The sequence below is a fragment of the Pseudomonas sp. NPDC089428 genome (assembly GCF_044749325.1).
Taxonomy (GTDB): domain Bacteria; phylum Pseudomonadota; class Gammaproteobacteria; order Pseudomonadales; family Pseudomonadaceae; genus Aquipseudomonas.
This window is the reverse complement of sequence record NZ_JBIVHT010000003.1, coordinates 449,596-467,710: the sequence shown is the minus strand read 5'-3', so window position 1 is coordinate 467,710 and position 18,115 is coordinate 449,596. Positions and strand designations below refer to the sequence as shown.

At 63.1% G+C, this 18,115-nt stretch carries 19 protein-coding genes; 5 read left to right on the top strand and 14 right to left on the bottom strand.

Annotated elements, in window-relative coordinates:
• Nucleotides 1–20 precede the first annotated feature (20 nt).
• Nucleotides 21–563, bottom strand: a complete 543-nt coding sequence (locus ACIPZ5_RS08475; RefSeq protein ID WP_343598494.1) for a YaeQ family protein — start codon at nt 561–563, stop codon at nt 21–23.
• A gap of 133 nt (nt 564–696) precedes the next feature.
• On the opposite strand from ACIPZ5_RS08475, the gene ACIPZ5_RS08470 reads away from it, so the two are divergent.
• The gene (locus ACIPZ5_RS08470) at nt 697–1,896 is read left to right on the top strand and encodes a CaiB/BaiF CoA-transferase family protein (protein WP_343598493.1); all 1,200 of its coding nucleotides are present in this window, start codon (nt 697–699) and stop codon (nt 1,894–1,896) included.
• 11 nt (nt 1,897–1,907) lie between these two features.
• A complete protein-coding gene (locus tag ACIPZ5_RS08465) occupies nt 1,908–2,765 on the top strand; it encodes a TIGR02285 family protein (protein ID WP_400807762.1) in 858 nt (285 codons plus the stop codon).
• 154 nt (nt 2,766–2,919) lie between these two features.
• On the opposite strand, the gene ACIPZ5_RS08460 is transcribed toward ACIPZ5_RS08465, so the two are convergent.
• From ACIPZ5_RS08460 to ffh, 12 genes are all read right to left on the bottom strand, one after another.
• A complete protein-coding gene (locus ACIPZ5_RS08460) occupies nt 2,920–3,201 on the bottom strand; it encodes a DUF3509 domain-containing protein (RefSeq protein ID WP_261944272.1) in 282 nt (93 codons plus the stop codon).
• Between the two features lie 78 nt (nt 3,202–3,279).
• Nucleotides 3,280–3,669: a histidine kinase gene (locus tag ACIPZ5_RS08455; protein ID WP_400807761.1), complete on the bottom strand. Its 390-nt coding sequence runs from the start codon at nt 3,667–3,669 to the stop codon at nt 3,280–3,282.
• A gap of 359 nt (nt 3,670–4,028) precedes the next feature.
• A complete protein-coding gene (gene thrC / locus ACIPZ5_RS08450; RefSeq protein WP_027920098.1) occupies nt 4,029–5,438 on the bottom strand; it encodes a threonine synthase in 1,410 nt (469 codons plus the stop codon).
• Nucleotides 5,439–5,487: 49 nt separating this feature from the next.
• Nucleotides 5,488–6,792: a homoserine dehydrogenase gene (locus tag ACIPZ5_RS08445; RefSeq protein ID WP_085673377.1), complete on the bottom strand. Its 1,305-nt coding sequence runs from the start codon at nt 6,790–6,792 to the stop codon at nt 5,488–5,490.
• Nucleotides 6,793–6,874: 82 nt separating this feature from the next.
• Nucleotides 6,875–7,633 carry a thioredoxin fold domain-containing protein gene (locus ACIPZ5_RS08440; protein WP_261942887.1) on the bottom strand — a complete coding sequence of 253 codons (759 nt, stop codon included), beginning with the start codon at nt 7,631–7,633 and terminating at the stop codon, nt 6,875–6,877.
• A 154-nt stretch (nt 7,634–7,787) separates the two neighbouring features.
• Nucleotides 7,788–8,684 carry a site-specific tyrosine recombinase XerD gene (gene xerD / locus ACIPZ5_RS08435; RefSeq protein ID WP_085673381.1) on the bottom strand — a complete coding sequence of 299 codons (897 nt, stop codon included), beginning with the start codon at nt 8,682–8,684 and terminating at the stop codon, nt 7,788–7,790.
• Nucleotides 8,685–8,836: 152 nt separating this feature from the next.
• Nucleotides 8,837–9,244 (bottom strand): acyl-CoA thioesterase, encoded by a 408-nt coding sequence (locus tag ACIPZ5_RS08430; protein WP_261942885.1) that lies wholly within the window; start codon nt 9,242–9,244, stop codon nt 8,837–8,839.
• A gap of 93 nt (nt 9,245–9,337) precedes the next feature.
• Nucleotides 9,338–9,688 carry a 50S ribosomal protein L19 gene (rplS, locus tag ACIPZ5_RS08425; protein ID WP_023629812.1) on the bottom strand — a complete coding sequence of 117 codons (351 nt, stop codon included), beginning with the start codon at nt 9,686–9,688 and terminating at the stop codon, nt 9,338–9,340.
• 42 nt (nt 9,689–9,730) lie between these two features.
• A complete protein-coding gene (gene trmD, locus ACIPZ5_RS08420) occupies nt 9,731–10,483 on the bottom strand; it encodes a tRNA (guanosine(37)-N1)-methyltransferase TrmD (protein WP_400807759.1) in 753 nt (250 codons plus the stop codon).
• Nucleotides 10,484–10,486: 3 nt separating this feature from the next.
• Entirely contained in the window at nt 10,487–11,023 is a 537-nt protein-coding gene (gene rimM / locus ACIPZ5_RS08415) for a ribosome maturation factor RimM (RefSeq protein ID WP_343598490.1), read from the bottom strand.
• Between the two features lie 5 nt (nt 11,024–11,028).
• Nucleotides 11,029–11,280, bottom strand: a complete 252-nt coding sequence (rpsP, locus tag ACIPZ5_RS08410; RefSeq protein WP_261942883.1) for a 30S ribosomal protein S16 — start codon at nt 11,278–11,280, stop codon at nt 11,029–11,031.
• Nucleotides 11,281–11,515: 235 nt separating this feature from the next.
• Nucleotides 11,516–12,892 (bottom strand): signal recognition particle protein, encoded by a 1,377-nt coding sequence (gene ffh, locus ACIPZ5_RS08405; RefSeq protein WP_261942882.1) that lies wholly within the window; start codon nt 12,890–12,892, stop codon nt 11,516–11,518.
• Between the two features lie 316 nt (nt 12,893–13,208).
• Between ffh and ACIPZ5_RS08400 the strand changes: the two genes are divergently transcribed.
• From ACIPZ5_RS08400 to ACIPZ5_RS08390, 3 genes are all read left to right on the top strand, one after another.
• Nucleotides 13,209–14,018, top strand: coding sequence for an inner membrane protein YpjD (locus ACIPZ5_RS08400; protein ID WP_261942881.1), 810 nt, complete (start codon nt 13,209–13,211; stop codon nt 14,016–14,018).
• 9 nt (nt 14,019–14,027) lie between these two features.
• Nucleotides 14,028–15,233 carry a transporter associated domain-containing protein gene (locus ACIPZ5_RS08395; protein WP_400807756.1) on the top strand — a complete coding sequence of 402 codons (1,206 nt, stop codon included), beginning with the start codon at nt 14,028–14,030 and terminating at the stop codon, nt 15,231–15,233.
• Between the two features lie 275 nt (nt 15,234–15,508).
• Nucleotides 15,509–16,807, top strand: coding sequence for an MFS transporter (locus tag ACIPZ5_RS08390; RefSeq protein ID WP_313713069.1), 1,299 nt, complete (start codon nt 15,509–15,511; stop codon nt 16,805–16,807).
• A gap of 114 nt (nt 16,808–16,921) precedes the next feature.
• On the opposite strand, the gene purT is transcribed toward ACIPZ5_RS08390, so the two are convergent.
• The gene (purT, locus tag ACIPZ5_RS08385; protein ID WP_400807753.1) at nt 16,922–18,103 is read right to left on the bottom strand and encodes a formate-dependent phosphoribosylglycinamide formyltransferase; all 1,182 of its coding nucleotides are present in this window, start codon (nt 18,101–18,103) and stop codon (nt 16,922–16,924) included.
• Between the last annotated feature and the right edge of the window lie 12 nt (nt 18,104–18,115).

Genomic DNA, 18,115 nt, shown 5'->3' with positions numbered 1-18,115 from the left:
GCAGTCAGGTGTCAGTCGGTTCAGCCACGCTCACCGAGCAGCCATTGCAGTTGCACTTCGTGCTGGCCACGGTCGTCGGTAACAAATATGGTGCCTTCGCTGATCATCACATCCCACTTGATGGTGCGTGGCATGTCGGTGGCCAGGACTTCCAGCACCTCCTGCGGCACAGCGGCAATGCTCAGGTTCTTCAGGCCCTTGACCGCACCCACCACCTTGCCTTCCCACACCCGCAGGCTGCCGTAGGCCAGCAGGCTGGTGCGCTCGGTGCGGCGCGAGCACCAGGTCAGGCGATCGGCATCCGGCTGGCCGACTTCGATCCAGTGCAGGATGCGGTCGTCCAGGCTCTTTTCCCACAGCGCCGCTTCATCCACATCGGACAGGCCACGGCCGAACGACAGGTTCTCGTTGTACCACAGGGCATAGGCCAGCAGGCGCACAGCCATGCGCTCTTCGGTTTCCGAAGGGTGGCGGGCGATAGTCTGACGGACGTTTTCGTACACGCCGCGGTCGAGGTCGGTCAGGTTCAGTTCGAATTTGTAGGTGGTGGACGGCTGTGCCATGGTCGAAGGGGCTTCGTGCGTAGAAAAAAGTCACCTAGTCTAACCGATCCTGCCTGCGCTTGCGCCGGAGCAGTATCGGCCGCTTCGGACCTATGCTAAAACCACGGCTCTGACCAGTTGCCACGGATGCCTCATGTCTACGCCCAGCAAACCCCTCGCCGGCCTGAAAGTCATCGAGCTCGGCACCTTGATCGCCGGGCCGTTCGCCTCGCGAATCTGCGCCGAATTCGGCGCTGAAGTGATCAAGGTCGAGTCGCCGGACGGCGGCGACCCGCTGCGCAAATGGCGCAAGCTGTACGAGGGCACATCGCTGTGGTGGTTCGTGCAGGCGCGCAACAAGCAGTCGCTGACGCTCAACCTCAAGCACCCCGAAGGCCGTGAAGTGCTCAAGCGCCTGCTCGGCGAGGCCGACATCCTGATCGAGAACTTCCGCCCCGGCGTGCTGGAAAAGCTCGGCCTGGGCTGGGACGTGCTGCACGCCCTCAACCCGCGCCTGGTGATGGTGCGCCTGTCCGGCTTTGGCCAGACCGGGCCGATGAAGGACCAACCGGGCTTCGGTGCGGTCGGTGAATCGATGGGCGGCCTGCGCTACATCACCGGCTTCGACGACCGCCCGCCAGTACGCACCGGGATTTCCATCGGTGATTCGATCGCTGCGCTGTGGGGTGTGATTGGCGCGCTGATGGCACTGCGTCATCGCGAGGTCAATGGCGGCCAGGGCCAGGTGGTGGACGTGGCGCTGTACGAAGCGATCTTCGCCATGATGGAGAGCATGGTCCCGGAGTTCGACGTGTTCGGTTTCATCCGCGAGCGTACCGGCAACATCATGCCGGGCATCACGCCCTCCTCCATCCACACCAGCGCCGACGGCAAGCATGTGCAGATCGGCGCCAACGGTGACGCCATCTTCAAGCGTTTCATGCAGGCCATCGGCCGCACCGACCTGGCCAACGACCCGGACCTGGCCAGCAATGACGGCCGCGATGCCCGGCGCGACGAGCTGTACGGAGTGATCGACCGCTGGGCCAACAGCCTGCCGCTGGACCAACTGATGCAGGTGCTCAACGACGCCGAAGTGCCGGCCAGCCGGATCTACTCGGCCGAGGACATGTTCAGCGACCCGCAGTACCTGGCCCGTGAGATGTTCCTGCAAGCGCGCCTGCCGGACGGCAAGCCGTTCAAGATGCCGGGCATCGTGCCCAAGCTCTCGCAAACCCCGGGCTCTGCCGAATGGGTTGGCCCGACACTGGGTGAACATACCGACAGCGTGCTGGCTTCGCTGGGCTATGACCAGGCGGCGATCGCCAGCCTGCGCCAGGCGGGCACGGTCTGAGGCTGCTGCAGATGCGTTCACTGGCCCTGTGCTGCGCGCTGCTGCTTGCCCTGCTGGTGGCGCCGGCGCAAGCCAAGGAACGCCTGCTGTGGCTGGTGCGCGACCTGCCGCCATTCACCGTGTATGAAGGCACGGAGAAAGGCCACGGGGTCATCGACCAGATGCTGCCGCTGCTGATCGAGCAGATGCCCGAATACGACCACAGCATCATCCGGGTCAACCGTGCGCGCGGGATCCAGATGCTCCAGGACCCGGCCAGCTTCACCTGCGACCCGACACTGCTGTGGACGGCGGAGCGTGCGAAATTCGTGTACTTCTCAGAGCCGACGCTCGGCGTGCTGAGCAGCGGTGTGGTGGTGCGCAAGAACGGGCAGGCGCTGCTGGCACCATTCCTCGACGGCCAGGAGATCGACCTCAAGGGTTTGCTCGGCAATACCCAGCTCAAGCTGGGCATCGTCGCCGAACGCAGCTACAGCAGCCAGGTCGACGAGATCCTGCGCCAGCTGCCAGACTCGGCGTTCAGCCGCCATTACGGCAACGATGCCACCGCCAACCTGCTGCAGATGCAACAGCTTGGGCGCCTGCAACTGGTGCTCGGCTACTGGCCGGAGGTGCGCTATCTGATTCAGCAACAGGGCGGCTCGCCGGCGGACTACCAGTTTCACCCGATTCAGGGCGTGAACCGCTACCAGTTCCTGCACGTAGGCTGCTCGGACACGCCACTGGGGCGCGCCGCCATCAGCCACATCAACCAGTTGCTGCCAGCCCTGCGCCAGAACACGCTGCCTGCCCTGTATGCACACTGGCTGGACCCCGAGCTGCGCGCAAGCTACCTGGAAGAAAGCAGGTACTTCTTCGAAAACCGCTGAGTTTCAGCCAGTGGAAGCGGGGGCAAAAAAGAAACCCCGGACGCTGGGGAAGACGCCCGGGGCCAATCGAAAGTCCTCATGGACTTCCAGCGGCAACCTGCCAGTACCGGAGCTATGCACTGGCCGGCTGCCCTTGGTATTTCTGATACGCCAGTCAGGCAAAGGTTCCCTGCGGCTGCTGGCGCTGTTGCAATGCCGCGATCACACAGGGCTGCAAGCGCCCTTCGACAATCTGCAGGTCACGGTGCAAGCCGTCTACCAGGTCGATCAGCAGGCTTTGCTCCTGCAACTGGCGCAGGCTGACCGTACGTCGCAAGGCTGTGCCACCGAGGCTGTCGTACACGGTCAGTTGGCGATTGCCGCTGGCATCCGTTGCCCCCAGCTTGGCTTGGTAGGGGGTGAGGGCGTCGTTGAGCAGTCTGCAGATTCTTTCCATCCGGATCACTCGCTTGTAATGGGACATGAAGGAACTGACCAGCAAGCGCGGCAGAAAGTTCGTTACGCCACGGCTGTGCTAGTGAGCATGCGTGGGTGACGTGACAGTTTGAATACGCTTGAGGGCTCGGTGCCAACGCCCGACCGGCAGGGGCCAAGGCAGGTCAGCCAGGACCCACAAGCCTCGGCGCCGGGCTTCGGTGGCGAGGTTCGGGCTGCCTGCACTGGCATGGCCGACGAACAGCACGGCACGGGTGTTACAGGCCCGTTCGAGCACGGCCAGGCCATCGCTCACGGCATGCTCAAGGATCAGCAGGTCCGCGCGCGGTTGACGGGCCAGGCAGGTGTCGAGGTCAGCCAGGTCGAGGGTGACGCGCACGTTGAACAGGCCTTGGGCGTTACAGGCCTGATGCAGGGGGATCTGGTGAGATGGGCGTGCCGGGTGGATCAACACGTAGGGCTGTCGCATGTGCCGCTCCTTGGGGGAAGGACCGGTCACTCTAGGCAAGGCTTCCACAGCCTTACATAGGACAATTCCGTGAAAGGTATAGGAAGTTTCTGAACCTGGGGCTGCTCCGCAGCCCATTCGCGGGACGAGCCCGCTCCCACAGAGAGCCCACGTTCCTCAAGGACTGTGCAATCCCTGTGGGAACCGCGCTTGCCGGCGAAGCGGCCCCACGGTTTCAAGGTCGTTGCATGAAATTGCCGGGGCCGCTTTGCGGCCCTTCGCCGGCAAGCGCGGCTCCCACAAGTACAGCGCACGCCTGGCCTGTGGGAGCGGGCTTGCCCCGCGAATGGGCCGCAAAGCGGCCCCCGATGTTAATGAGACTACAAAGGCTTGCCGCGATTACCATGCTGGCTGACAAAGGCTTGGACAGCCTTCAGGTCATTGGCCAGCACAGTGCAACGCTCTTCACGGCTGAACAGGTCGCTCAGGTGCGCCGGCAGCTCCAGTGCCTTGCCGACACCGGCCTTCTCCACCGCTTCCGGGAACTTGACCGGGTGCGCGGTGCCCAGCACCACCATCGGCGTGTCCAGGCTGCGGCGGCATTCGCGGGCGGCCTTCACACCGATTGCGGTGTGCGGGTCGAGCACTTCACCGGTGGCGGCAAACACCTCGGCGATGGTCTCGCAGGTTTGCTCGTCGCTGACTGCCAGCGAGTCGAACAGCTTACGCGCCTCGGTCCAGCGGTCCTGTTCGACGCTGAAGCCGCCACCCTGCTTGAAGGTCGCCATCAGCTCGGCCAGTGCGGCGCCATTGCGGCCGTGCAGGTCGAACAGCAGGCGTTCGAAGTTGGACGACACCATGATGTCCATCGATGGCGACAGGGTCGCGTGCAGGGTTTCCTTCACGTACTGGTTGCCGCTCATGAAGCGGTGCAGGATGTCGTTGCGGTTGGTGGCAACGATCAGCTGGCTGACCGGCAGGCCCATGTTGCGCGCCAGGTAACCGGCGAAAATATCGCCGAAGTTGCCAGTCGGTACCGAGAACGCCACCGAACGGGCCGGGCCGCCCAGCTGCAGGGCCGCATGGAAGTAGTAGACGATCTGGGCCATGATCCGCGCCCAGTTGATCGAGTTGACCGCAACCAGGCGAGTGCCCTTGAGGAACGACTGGTCGGCGAAGCTGGCCTTGACCATTTCCTGGCAGTCGTCGAAGTTGCCTTCGATGGCGATGTTGTGGACGTTGTCGCCGAACAGGGTGGTCATCTGCCGGCGCTGCACTTCCGACACACGCTGGTGCGGGTGCAGGATGAAGATGTCGACGTTCTCGCAGCTGCGGCAGCCTTCGATGGCGGCGGAGCCGGTGTCACCGCTGGTGGCGCCGATGATCACCACACGCTCGTTGCGCTTGGCCAGCACGTGGTCGAGCAGGCGGCCGAGCAGTTGCAGGGCGAAGTCCTTGAACGCCAGGGTCGGGCCGTGGAACAGCTCCAGCACCCACTCGTTGCTGTTCAGCTGGCGCAGCGGGGCGACCGCCGCGTGGGCGAACTCGCCGTAGGTTTCTTCGAGGATCTTCTTGAAATCGGCATCGGCGATGCTGCCTTCGACGAACGGGCGCATTACCCGGAAAGCCAGTTCGTGATATGGCAGGCCGGCCCAGGAAGCGATCTCTTCCTGGGTGAAGCGTGGCAGGTTTTCAGGGACGTACAGGCCGCCGTCGCTGGCCAGGCCAGCCAGCAGCACGTCTTCGAAATTCAGGGCCGGAGCCTGACCGCGGGTACTGATATAGCGCATGGGTGCAAACCTTCGATGCTAGGGCCGCGCGAGCGGCCCGATTGGCAAATTAATTCAGCTGTTCGACGCGGATGCGCACGACCTTGCCGACCACGTCCTGCAGTGCTTCCAGGGCGACGATGGCGTCGTTGATGCGCTGCTCGACCACGCCGTGGGTCAGCAGGATCATCGGCACCAGGCCGTCCTGTTCCTCGGCTTCCTTCTGCATGATCGACTCGATGTTGATACCGCGCTCCGACAGGATGCTCGCCACCTGGGCCAGCACGCCTGGGTGATCCTTGGCCTGGATGCGCAGGTAGTAGGCGCTTTCGCAGGCCTCGATCGGCAGGATCGGGTGGGCCGACAGCGAGTCTGGCTGGAAGGCCAGGTGCGGCACGCGGTTTTCCGGGTCGGAGGTCATGGCACGGACCACGTCGACCAGGTCACCCACCACCGACGAAGCGGTAGGCTCCATGCCGGCGCCGGCACCGTAGTACAGGGTGGAACCGGCGGCGTCGCCGTTGACCATGACTGCGTTCATCACGCCGTTGACGTTGGCGATCAGGCGGTCGGCCGGGATCAGCGTCGGGTGCACGCGCAGCTCGATGCCTTCGGCGGTGCGACGCGCCACGCCCAGGTGCTTGATGCGGTAGCCCAGCGCTTCGGCGTAGTTCACGTCAGCGGTGGTCAGCTGGGTGATGCCCTCGGTGTAGGCTTTGTCGAACTGCAGCGGGATACCAAAGGCAATGGACGCCAGGATGGTCAGCTTGTGCGCGGCATCGATACCTTCGACGTCGAAGGTCGGGTCTGCTTCGGCATAGCCCAGTGCCTGGGCTTCGGCCAGCACGTCGGGGAAGGCGCGGCCTTTCTCGCGCATTTCGGTGAGGATGAAGTTGCCAGTGCCGTTGATGATGCCGGCCAGCCAGTTGATGCGGTTGGCCGACAGGCCTTCGCGGATGGCCTTGATCACCGGGATGCCGCCTGCCACTGCCGCTTCGAAGGCAACGATGACGCCCTTCTCGCGGGCCTTGGCGAAAATCTCGTTACCGTGCACGGCGATCAGCGCCTTGTTGGCGGTGACCACGTGCTTGCCGTTTTCGATCGCCTTGAGCACCAGATCACGGGCGACGGTGTAGCCACCGATCAGCTCGATGACAATGTCGATTTCCGGGTTGCTCGCAACTTCAAACACATCAGCGGTAATGGGGGTACCGGTAATCTGGCAGTTGGGGTTCTGCGAGCGCATGGCAATCTGTGCCACTTCAATACCGCGCCCGGCACGGCGGGCAATCTCCTCGGCGTTGCGCTGAAGTACATTGAAGGTTCCGCCACCGACGGTCCCCAACCCACAGATGCCTACTTTGACCGGTTTCACTGTGAACTCCCCATTGAACGGCCGGCGCCTTCACCGACCGTGAAACATGCCGTCACCCCATGACGACGGCGTATTGAATGAATTACTTGGCGGCCTGCTGCTCGCCAGCGAGGGCCAGCTTGGCCACTTGTGGTGCGGGCTGGTAGCCCGGAATCACCTGGCCGTTTTCAAGCACGATGGCCGGCGTGCCGTTGACGCCGATCTGCTGGCCCAACTGGAACTGCTTGCTGACCGGGTTGGCGCACTTGGCGGCCTTGATTTCCTTGCCTTCGACCATCTTGTCCATCGCCGCGCGGCGGTCGCTGGAGCACCAGACCGCCTGCAGTTGCTGGTCACCCGGCGAGCCAAGCCCCTGACGCGGGAAGGCGACATAGCGCACTTCGATACCGCGGCGGTTGAGCTCGGGCACTTCGGCGTGCAGCTTGTGGCAGTACGGGCAGGTGGTGTCGGTGAACACGGTGATATGCGACTTGGTCTCGCCCTTGGCAGGATAAACCACGGTCTCGGCGGCCGGAATGCCGTTGATGAGCTTGGCTACGCCCTGACGCTCGGTCTTCTCGGTCAGGTTGACCGGCTTGCCATCCTGCAGCTGATACAGATAGCCCTGCATGACGTACTGGCCATCAGCGCTGGCATACAGCACGCGGCCGCCCTGCAGCTTGACTTCATAGAGGCCGTTGAGCGGGCTGCTGCCAACGCTTTCAACCGGTACTTCGAGTTCGAGGTTCTGCAACGACTTGCGGATGGCCTGCTCGGCGCTGGCATTGCTGTCAGCCGCGGCTACGGCAAAGGTACTGGCCAGCGCCAACACGGCGGCGGCGAAAATCTGGGTCACGCGCATGGGGAACTCCTGGAGGCGGACAGGGGCCGGAGGGCGTCACCTGCGGAAAAAACGCGGCAACCGTGCGGCCCTTGATGCAAACCGCCCAAGCCTACCACATCACGCTGCTGGTGAAGGGGCCTGCAAGGACCGGTCGGCGGAACATGAAAAACATTCATCCACGCGGATGGTGCTGGGCGTGCAGCTGCTGCAGGCGCGCCTTGGCCACATGGGTGTAGATCTGCGTGGTCGACAGGTCGCTGTGGCCCAGCAGCATCTGCACCACGCGCAGGTCGGCGCCGTGGTTGAGCAGGTGCGTGGCGAAGGCGTGACGCAGGGTATGCGGTGACAGCGGCTTGTCGATACAGGCCACCCGCGCCTGGTGCTTGATGCGGTGCCAGAAGGTCTGGCGGGTCATCTGCTCGCCGCGCTGGCTGGGGAACAGCACATCGCTGGGGCGGCCGTTGAGCAGTTCGGCGCGGCCGTCACGCAGGTAGCGCTCCAGCCATACCACTGCCTCCTCGCCCATCGGCACCAGGCGTTCCTTGCTGCCCTTGCCCATCACCCGCAGCACGCCCTGGCGCAGGTTGACCTGGTCGAGGGTCAGGCTGACCAGTTCGGTGACGCGCAGGCCGCAGGCGTAAAGGACTTCGAGCATGGCGCGGTCGCGCTGGCCGATGGCTTCGCCCAGGTCCGGGGCCTGCAGCAGGGCTTCGACGTCGGCTTCCGACAGTGACTTGGGCAAGGGGCGACCAAGCTGCGGCATGTCGACCTGCAGGGTGGGGTCGACGGCGACCAGTTTTTCCCGCAGCAGGTAGCGGAAGAAGCCGCGCAGGCCTGAGAGAAAGCGTGCGGTGGAGCGCGGTTTGTAACCCTGGTCGAGGCGCCAGGCCAGGTGGTCGAGGATCAATTCGCGGCCGGCATCGGGCAAGGCCACCGAACGTTCCTGGAGCCAGCCGTTGAACAAGGCCAGGTCGCTGCGGTAGGAGACGCGGGTATTGTCGGACAGGCCTTTTTCGAGCCACAGGGCGTCGAGGAACTGGTCGATCAGAGGATGGTCTAGGGCGGGCATTCGGGGCTGCTGGGTGCTGGAAGTGGGCCTAGTGTTTCACAGCAGCATCTTTGTTGTCTGTACTGGCCTATTCGCGGCTAAAGCCGCTCCTACAGGATCGCGCAAAATCTGTAGGAGCGGCTTTAGCTGCGAAGAGACCAGCACAGCAGCGCTCAGGCCGCGGGCAAAACGGGCACCGGGCGTTTGTCCTCGTCGATGGCGACAAAACTGAACACCCCGTGGATCGCCCGCTCGCGGCCATCCAGGTACATGTTTTCGACGAATACATCCACCTGCACCTGCAAGCTGGTATTGCCCACCTTGATCACCGAACCCACCAGTTCGACGATCGAGCCTGCCGGGATCGGGTGCTTGAAATCGATGCGGTCGGTAGACACCGTCACCAGCGGCAACCGGCAGAAGCGTGTGGCGGCGATGAACGACACTTCGTCCATCCAGGCCAGCGCGGTGCCGCCGAACAGGGTGTTGTGGTGATTGGTAGTGTTGGGGAACACGGCTTTGGTCACGCGGGTCACCGACAGCTCGGTGCGGCGCTGGATTTCCTGGTCTCGGCTGGTCATATCCGTCACTTTTACAGATTTCAGAAAGCAAAAAAGCAGCCCGAAGGCTGCTTTTTTCTCGCAAGGGGCCTTAGGCCACCGGGCAAACTGTACTCAGGACAGTTTTTCCTTGATGCGAGCGGCTTTGCCGGACAGGTCGCGCAGGTAGTACAGCTTGGCTTTACGCACGTCACCACGACGTTTCACGGCCAGGCTGTCGATCTGCGGGCTGTAGGTCTGGAAGGTACGCTCAACGCCTACGCCGCTGGAGATCTTGCGCACGGTGAAGGCGCTGTTCAGACCGCGGTTACGCTTGGCGATGACAACGCCTTCGAAAGCCTGCAGACGGGAACGATCACCTTCCTTCACTTTAACCTGGACGACGATGGTGTCGCCTGGTGCGAAGGTCGGGATTTCCTTGCTCATCTGCTCGGCTTCGAGCTGCTGGATGATCTTGTTGGTCATGCTGTGCTCCTAAGATGGATACTTGATCCACCATCGATACGTTTAACTATCGTCCCGCTCGCGGAGATATTCCTCGAGCAGCTTCTTCTCTTCTCCAGAAAGCGAGCGACTTTCCAGAAGATCGGCGCGTCGTTCGAAGGTCCTACCAAGGGACTGCTTCATCCGCCAACGCCGGATATGTGCATGGTTGCCACTTAGCAACACGTCGGGAACACGCTGATCCGCATACACCTCAGGCCGGGTGTAGTGCGGGCAATCCAGCAGACCGTCGGTGAAGGAGTCTTCCTCCGCCGAGTCCACATGCCCTAAAGCTCCGGGCAGCAGCCGCGTAACCGCATCGATCAGAACCATGGCCGGCAGCTCACCACCGGAAAGCACATAGTCGCCAATCGACCACTCTTCATCGACATGAGCCTCGATAAAACGCTCGTCGATGCCTTCATAACGACCGGCGATCAGGATCAACGATTCCTGTTCGGCCAGGCCTTTGACCGCCTGCTGAGTCAGCTTGCGGCCTTGTGGCGAGAGGTAGATCACCTTCGCCGCTGCTCCGGTCGCTTGCCTGGCGCTAACCAGGGCGTCTTCCAGAGGCTTGATTTTCATCACCATGCCCGGACCACCGCCAAACGGCCGATCATCCACGGTATGGTGGCGATCTGTGGTGTAGTCCCGCGGGTTCCAGCAAGTCACCTGAAGCAACCCCTGTTTCACCGCGCGGCCGGTAATGCCGTACTCCGTGATGGCCGAGAACATCTCGGGGAACAGCGTGATGACGTCTACGCGAAGGTTACCCATCGTTTAGAAGTCCGCGTCCCACTCAACCCGCATAACGCCTGCTTCCAGGTCGATATCGAGCACGCATTGCGCCGTATAGGGCAACAGACGCTCGCGATCATCCAGGCTGCCTGCGCAGGGTTTGACCACCATTACATCGTTCGCACCGGTCTCCAACAGGTGATCGACCTTGCCGAACAGTTGTTCGTCCTGGTTGATGACCGTCAGACCCACCAACTGGTACCAGTAGTACTCGTCGGCAGCCAGGTTGGGCAAAAGGCTCCGCGGAATGCAGATTTCGTAACCGCTCAGAAGACGGGCTTCATCGCGATCATCGAGGCCTTTCAGCTTCACGACCAGGCCCTTTTGGGAGCCACGACCGTTGACCAGCTCGACCTGCTTTACCTTGCCTTCATGCCGAAGCGTCCAGCGCGGATAATCCAACAGGTTTTCAATCGGATCGGTAAAGGAATACACCTTCACCTCGCCGCGAACGCCGTGAACCGAAAAAATCTTGCCAACGACGATGAGGTCGTCAGCCTTTTCTGGCGTCGCGTTCATACTGCTCAGGCTGCAGCCTTGGCAGCTTCCTTCAGCAGCTGAGCAACACGCTCAGACGGCTGTGCGCCCTGGCTCAGCCAGTAGGAAACGCGCTCCTGGTTGACCGACAGCTTGACTTCGGCGCCAGCAGCGATCGGGTTGAAGAAACCTACGCGCTCAACGAAACGGCCGTCACGGGCGTTACGCGAGTTGGTCACGGTCAGGTGGTAGAATGGGCGCTTTTTCGAGCCGCCACGGGCCAGACGAATGGTTACCATGTGAACATTGTTCCTATAGTCGGTGCTGCAAATCTGAATGCCAAATAGGCACACGGGTGCCCAAAAGGCCGCATATTCTCGGGGAATACACGGACATTTGCAAATGCCTTTTTCGGCAGAGTCCTGCCCTACCGTCCAGATTTGCCGGTTAAGCCACGGAATCCGCGGCCGTTGCCCCGCCGAAGCGGGGGTTCCGGGCGCCTGCCCGTATGTAAGCAGGCGCCCAAAATAGGGGTTACAGCTTCGGCATGCCGCCGCCTGGCAGCATCCCGCCCAGGCCGCGCATCATCTTGGCCATGCCGCCCTTGGCGGAGAACTTCTTCATCATTTTCTGCATCTGCTTGTGCTGCTTGATCAGCCGGCCGATGTCCTGCACCTGGGTGCCGGAACCGAGGGCGATGCGGCGCTTGCGCGAACCGCTGATCAGGTCAGGGTCGCGACGCTCGGCCGGGGTCATCGAGTTGATGATCGCTTCCATCTGCTTGAACTGCTTCTCGGCCGCGCCCTGGGCGTTGCCCATCTGCGACAGGTTGACCCCGCCGATGCTCGGCAGCTTGTCCATCAGGCCGCCCAGGCCGCCCATGTTCTTCATCTGCTGCAGCTGGTCGCGGAAGTCTTCGAGGTCGAAGCCCTTGCCCTTCTTCAGCTTCTTGGCAAGCTTGTCGGCCTTGGCCTTGTCGATGTTCTGCTCGGCCTGCTCGATCAGGCTGAGCACGTCGCCCATGCCGAGGATGCGCGAGGCGACACGGTCGGGGTGGAACGGCTCGAGGGCTTCGGTCTTCTCGCCCATACCGATGAACTTGATCGGTTTGCCAGTGATGGCACGCACCGACAGCGCGGCACCACCACGCGCGTCACCGTCGACCTTGGTCAGCACCACGCCGGTCAGCGGCAGGGCTTCACCAAAGGCCTTGGCGGTGTTGGCCGCATCCTGGCCGGTCATGGCGTCGACCACGAACAGGGTCTCGATCGGCTTGACCGCGGCGTGCAGCGCCTTGATCTCGGCCATCATGTCGGCATCGATGTGCAGGCGGCCGGCGGTGTCGACGATGACCACGTCGATGAACTTCAGCTTGGCTTCACGGATCGCCGCTTCAGCGATGGCCACCGGCTTCTGGCTGATGTCGGACGGGAAGAAGGTCACGCCGATGTCGTTGGCCAGGGTTTCCAGCTGCTTGATCGCCGCCGGGCGGTAAACGTCGGCGGAAACCACCATCACGCTCTTCTTCTTGCGCTCCTTGAGGAAGCGCGCCAGCTTGCCAGCGGTGGTGGTCTTGCCCGCACCCTGCAAGCCTGCCATCAGCACCACGGCTGGCGGCGCGGCGTTAAGCGCGAGGTCTTCGTTGGCCGCGCCCATCAGGCTTTCCAGCTCGGCCTGGACGATCTTCACGAACGCCTGGCCCGGGGTCAGGCTGCGCGACACCTCGGTGCCGACCGCACGTTCCTTGACGCTGTTGACGAAATCCTTGACCACCGGCAGGGCAACGTCGGCCTCGAGCAGAGCCATGCGCACTTCGCGCAATGTGTCCTTGATGTTGTCTTCAGTCAGCTTGGCCTTGCCGGTGACATGGCGCAGCGTCTGTGACAGGCGGTCGGTCAGGTTTTCGAACATGGTGATCCTTTCAGGCCCAGTAAAAGCCGAGGTTTGTCAGGCACCCGAGGGGGAAATGCACACCCGCCAGGCACAGCAAGGCGGCGATTATAACGAAGTGCGGCGGCGGCGGACACCTTGGGAGACATTCGGTGCCTGCACCGGCCTCTTCGCGGGTAAACCCGCTCCCACAAGGACCTGTGCAGGTTTCAAGGGCGGCGCCGCACCTGTTGAAAGCGGGTTTACCCGCGAATGCCACGACGCGGGCCCGCAGTCTTCCTAGAGCAGCGGAATCTATGCCAAACTCCGTCTCTTTAAGGCTCTGCAACCAGGACTTATGGTTTCCTCACCCAGCCTCATCCCCAACCTGATCGCCGCCGCCTTATATATAGCTGCGGCCATCTACCAGGGCACCTACCTGGCCCAGGGCCGAAAGGCCGACAAACGCCTGCTTGGCCTGCTCGGCGCCCTCGCCGTGGTCGCCCAGGGCGGCGCACTGTTCTTCCAGCTGATTACCCCGCTGGGGCTGAGCCTGGACTTCTTCAGCGCCGCCAGCCTGATCGCCGTGGCGGTCATCGCCCTGACGCTGCTGGCCTGCCTGCGTATCCCGGTGGAGAACCTGCTGGTGCTGCTGTTCCCGCTTGGCGCGGTAACCGCCCTGCTGGCGCAGTTCGCCCCGCCCGGCACAGTACCGCTGATCGACGAAGAACCGGGCATCCTCGCGCACATCCTGCTGTCGATCCTGGCCTATGGCCTGTTCACCATCGCGGTGTTCCAGTCGCTGCTGTTGCTGCTGCAGGACCACCAGCTGAAGAACAAGCACCCGTCCGGGCTGATCCGCAACTTCCCGCCACTGCAAACCATGGAAAGCCTGCTGTTCGGCTTTCTCTGGGCCGGCTGGTGCCTGCTCTCGCTGTCGCTGATTTCCGGCTGGCTGTTCCTTGAGAACCTGTTCGCCCAGCACCTGGTGCACAAGACCTCGCTGGCCTGCATCGCCTGGATCGTGTTCAGCGTGCTGCTATGGGGCCGCACCCGCCTGGGCTGGCGCGGGCACAAGGCGATCCGCTGGACCCTGGCCGGTTTCTGCCTGCTGATGCTGGCCTATTTCGGCAGCAAGCTGGTTCGCGAATTCATCCTGCATATCTGACGGCCGCCCATGGACACCCTGCCGTACGCACCGCTACTCGGCATTCTGGCACTGGCGCTACTGTGGTCGGCGTTGTTCACCGCCGTGGACGCCGCCCGCCTGCTGCTCAACGGCTCGCTGCGCAATGGCGATGACGGCCAACCGCTGCTGCCGGCACAAGCCCTGGTGCTGTGCGCCAGCCTGGGCAAGCTGCTGGTGCTGGGCCTGGCTTGCCTGATCGGCCAACGCCAGAGCGGCGAGCACGGCTTCTGGCTGGCTGGCCTGGCCGCTGTGGCAGCGTTGCTGGTTTTCGCCGAGTTCCTGCCGCGGCGCCTGGCTCGGCGCAACCCACAGGCCTTCATCAGCCTTGGCCTGAGCCTGCGGCCATTTCCACTGGCCCTGCTGCAGCCTTTGGCCTGCCTGTTCGATGGCATCGCCAAGCTGATACTGCGGCCGTTTCGCGCGCAGCCCACGGCGGTTGCCCTGCACCCGCAGGAAGCTGACGAATTCGACGAAGACGACGAGCACGAGGCACCGCGCCACGGCCTGCTGGACGGCCTGCAGTCGCTGGACAAGATCACCGTCAATGACATCCTGGTGCCACGCAATGAAGTCGATGGCATCAACCTTGACGAGCCTATCGCGCACATCATCGAGCAGTTGATCGTCAGCCGCCACACGCGCCTGCCGGTGTACCACAACGACATCAACCAGGTCGAAGCGATCCTCAACACCAAGCTCATCAGCCACTTGCTGCCCAAGGCCGAGCTGACCCTGGAGCAACTGCTGGGTGCCTGCTACGAACCGTACTTCGTACCGGAAAGCACGCCCCTGCAAATGCAATTGCTGAACTTCCACAAGCAACAGCGGCGCCTGGGCGTGGTGGTGGACGAGTATGGCGAGGTGCTGGGCATCGTCACCCTGGAGGACATCCTCGAGGAGATCGTCGGTGAATTCGAGGATGAACAGAGCCTCGACAACCCGCACGTGCACCCGCAGCCCGATGGCACCTTCGTCATCGAAGGTACCGCCTCGCTGCGCGAAATCAACCGCACCCTGGGCTGGCACCTGCCTTGCGACGGCGGCCCGAAAACCCTCAACGGGCTGGTCACCGAAGCCCTCGAGAGCATTCCGGAAAGCGCTGTTTGCCTGAAGATCGGCCGCTATCGCCTGGAAATCCTCGAAACAGAGGACAATTGCGCCAGCAAGGTACTGGTGTGGACCGTGACCCGATAGCTATACTCGGGTCACGCTTACCCAGCCCCGCCGTTCCGCCTGCTACCCGCACCCGGCGCCACACGGCCAGTCCGCTCCACTGACACGCCCCGCGGTTCTGCTTCAATACCCCGAACAGTGCCCGCTCCCGCCCCTACCCTCCTCGGGCCAATCGTCAGTCGCGCGAACACAACAACAATACGCTCCGGCGTCCGCCAAGCTGTGCCTGCCTTCGACCCATGCACACAGCGCAGACAAAGCCCATGGAGCGGACCAGACTGTTAGGGACCTACTTAATGACCACCAGCACCTATGCCCAAGCGCCTGCCGCGCCGGTCAACTCGCCTGCACGGGTTGCCACCGCCAGCTTCATCGGCACTGCCATCGAGTTCTACGATTTCTACGTCTATGCCACCGCTGCCGCGCTGGTGATCGGCCCGGTGTTCTTCCCGTCCGGGTCGGGCACTGCGCAAATGCTCGCGGCGTTCATCACCTTCGGCATTGCCTTCCTCGCCCGCCCGCTGGGCTCGGCACTGTTCGGCCATTTCGGAGACCGCATCGGGCGCAAGTCGACACTGGTCGCTTCGCTGCTGCTGATGGGCGTGTCCACCACGCTGATCGGTGTGCTGCCGGGCTACGACAGCATCGGTGTGTGGGCACCGGTCCTGCTCTGCCTGCTGCGCTTCGGCCAAGGCCTGGGCCTGGGTGGTGAATGGGGCGGCGCAGCACTGCTGGCCACCGAGAACGCACCAGAAGGCAAACGTGCGTGGTTTGGCATGTTCCCGCAACTTGGCCCTTCGATCGGCTTCCTTGCTGCCAACGGCCTGTTCCTGACCTTGGCCATGCTGCTCAGTGATGAACAGTTCCGCGACTGGGGCTGGCGCATTCCGTTCCTGCTCAGTGCCGCATTGGTGATGGTGGGGCTGTATGTGCGCCTGAAGCTTGAAGAAAGCCCGGTGTTCGCCAAGGCAGTAGCGCGCCACGAGCGGGTGAAGCTGCCGGTGGTCGACCTGTTCGCCAAGTACTGGCTGCCGACCCTGCTGGGCGCAGCCGCCATGGTGGTGTGCTATGCGCTGTTCTATATCTCGACGGTATTCTCGCTGAGCTACGGCGTGACAACCCTGGGCTACAGCCGCGAGACCTTCCTCGGCCTGCTGTGCTTCGCCGTGGTGTTCATGGCCCTGGCCACACCGCTGTCGGCCTGGCTCAGCGACCGTTACGGGCGCAAACCGGTACTGATTGTCGGCGGCCTGCTGGCGGTGGCTTCGGGCTTCACCATGGAGCCATTGCTGACCTCAGGGTCAACCACAGGCGTGGCACTGTTCCTGGCCATCGAGTTGTTCCTGATGGGAGTGACCTTTGCACCGATGGGGGCACTGCTGCCTGAACTGTTCCCGACCCATGTGCGTTATACCGGCGCTTCGGCGGCGTACAACCTGGGTGGCATTGTCGGGGCTTCGGCGGCGCCGTTCTTTGCTCAGAAGCTGGTGAGCATGGGCGGGTTGAGCTGGGTGGGGGGCTATGTGTCGGCGGCGGCGGTGATCAGCCTGATTGCCGTGCTGTGCCTTAAAGAAACCCGCAATACCGAGCTTTGAGCCATTGGGGCCGCTTTGCGACCCTTCGCGGGCAAGCCCGCTCCCACAGGGAGCATGCCGATCTCTGTGGGAGCGGGCTTGCCCGCGAAGGGCTGCAAAGCAGCCCCCGTTGGATCAGAACTCTACCTTGACCGCCTGCGCAGCACGGGTCGCCTTGGCCCTTGCCGCTTCGACCGACTCATCACGCGCCAGGCACACACCCATGCGGCGCGTGCCGTTGATTTCCGGCTTGCCGAACAGACGGATGGCCGTGTCCGGCTCGCTCAGGGCAGCACCCAGGTTGGCGAAGCTGGTCTGCTGCGACTGGCCTTCCGGCAGGATCACCGCCGAAGCCGAAGGGCCAAACTGGCGCACCACCGGAATCGGCAGGCCGAGAATGGCACGGGCATGCAGGGCGAACTGCGACAGGTCCTGGGAAATCAGGGTCACCAGGCCAGTGTCATGCGGGCGCGGCGAGACTTCGCTGAACCACACCTGGTCGCCTTTGACGAACAGCTCCACACCGAACAGGCCACGACCACCCAGTGCATCGGTGACCGCCTTGGCCACGCGCTGCGACTCGGCCAAGGCTTTCGCGCTCATGACCTGTGGCTGCCAGGATTCCTGGTAGTCACCCTTCTCCTGACGGTGGCCGACCGGCTCGAGGAAGGTGGTGCCGCCCACATGGCGCACGGTCAGCAAGGTGATTTCGTATTCGAAGTCGATGAAGCCCTCGATGATTACCCGCCCCTTGCCGGCGCGGCCGCCTTCCTGGGCGTAGTCCCACGATTTCTGCAGGTCGGCATCGCTGCGCAGCAGGCTCTGGCCCTTGCCCGAGGAACTCATCACTGGCTTGACCACGCAAGGGTAACCGACATCGGCCACGGCTTTGGCGTAGTCCTCGTAGGTGTCGGCAAAGTGATACGGCGAGGTGGGCAGGTCCAGCTCTTCGGCGGCCAGGCGACGGATGCCTTCGCGGTTCATGGTCAGCTGGGTGGCGCGGGCGGTTGGCACCACGGTGAAGCCTTCATTCTCCAGCTCGACCAGCGTGGCGGTGGCGATGGCTTCGATTTCCGGAACGATGTAATGCGGCTTTTCCGCTTCGATGACCGCCCGCAAGGCAACGCCATCGAGCATGTTGACCACGTGGCTGCGGTGCGCCACCTGCATCGCCGGGGCATTGGCGTAACGGTCGACGGCGATCACTTCGACGCCCAGGCGCTGCAGCTCGATCACCACTTCCTTGCCCAGCTCGCCACAGCCGCAGAGCAGTACACGGGTCGCGGTTGGCGACAATGGGGTTCCGATACGGGTCATTTCAGGTCCTCG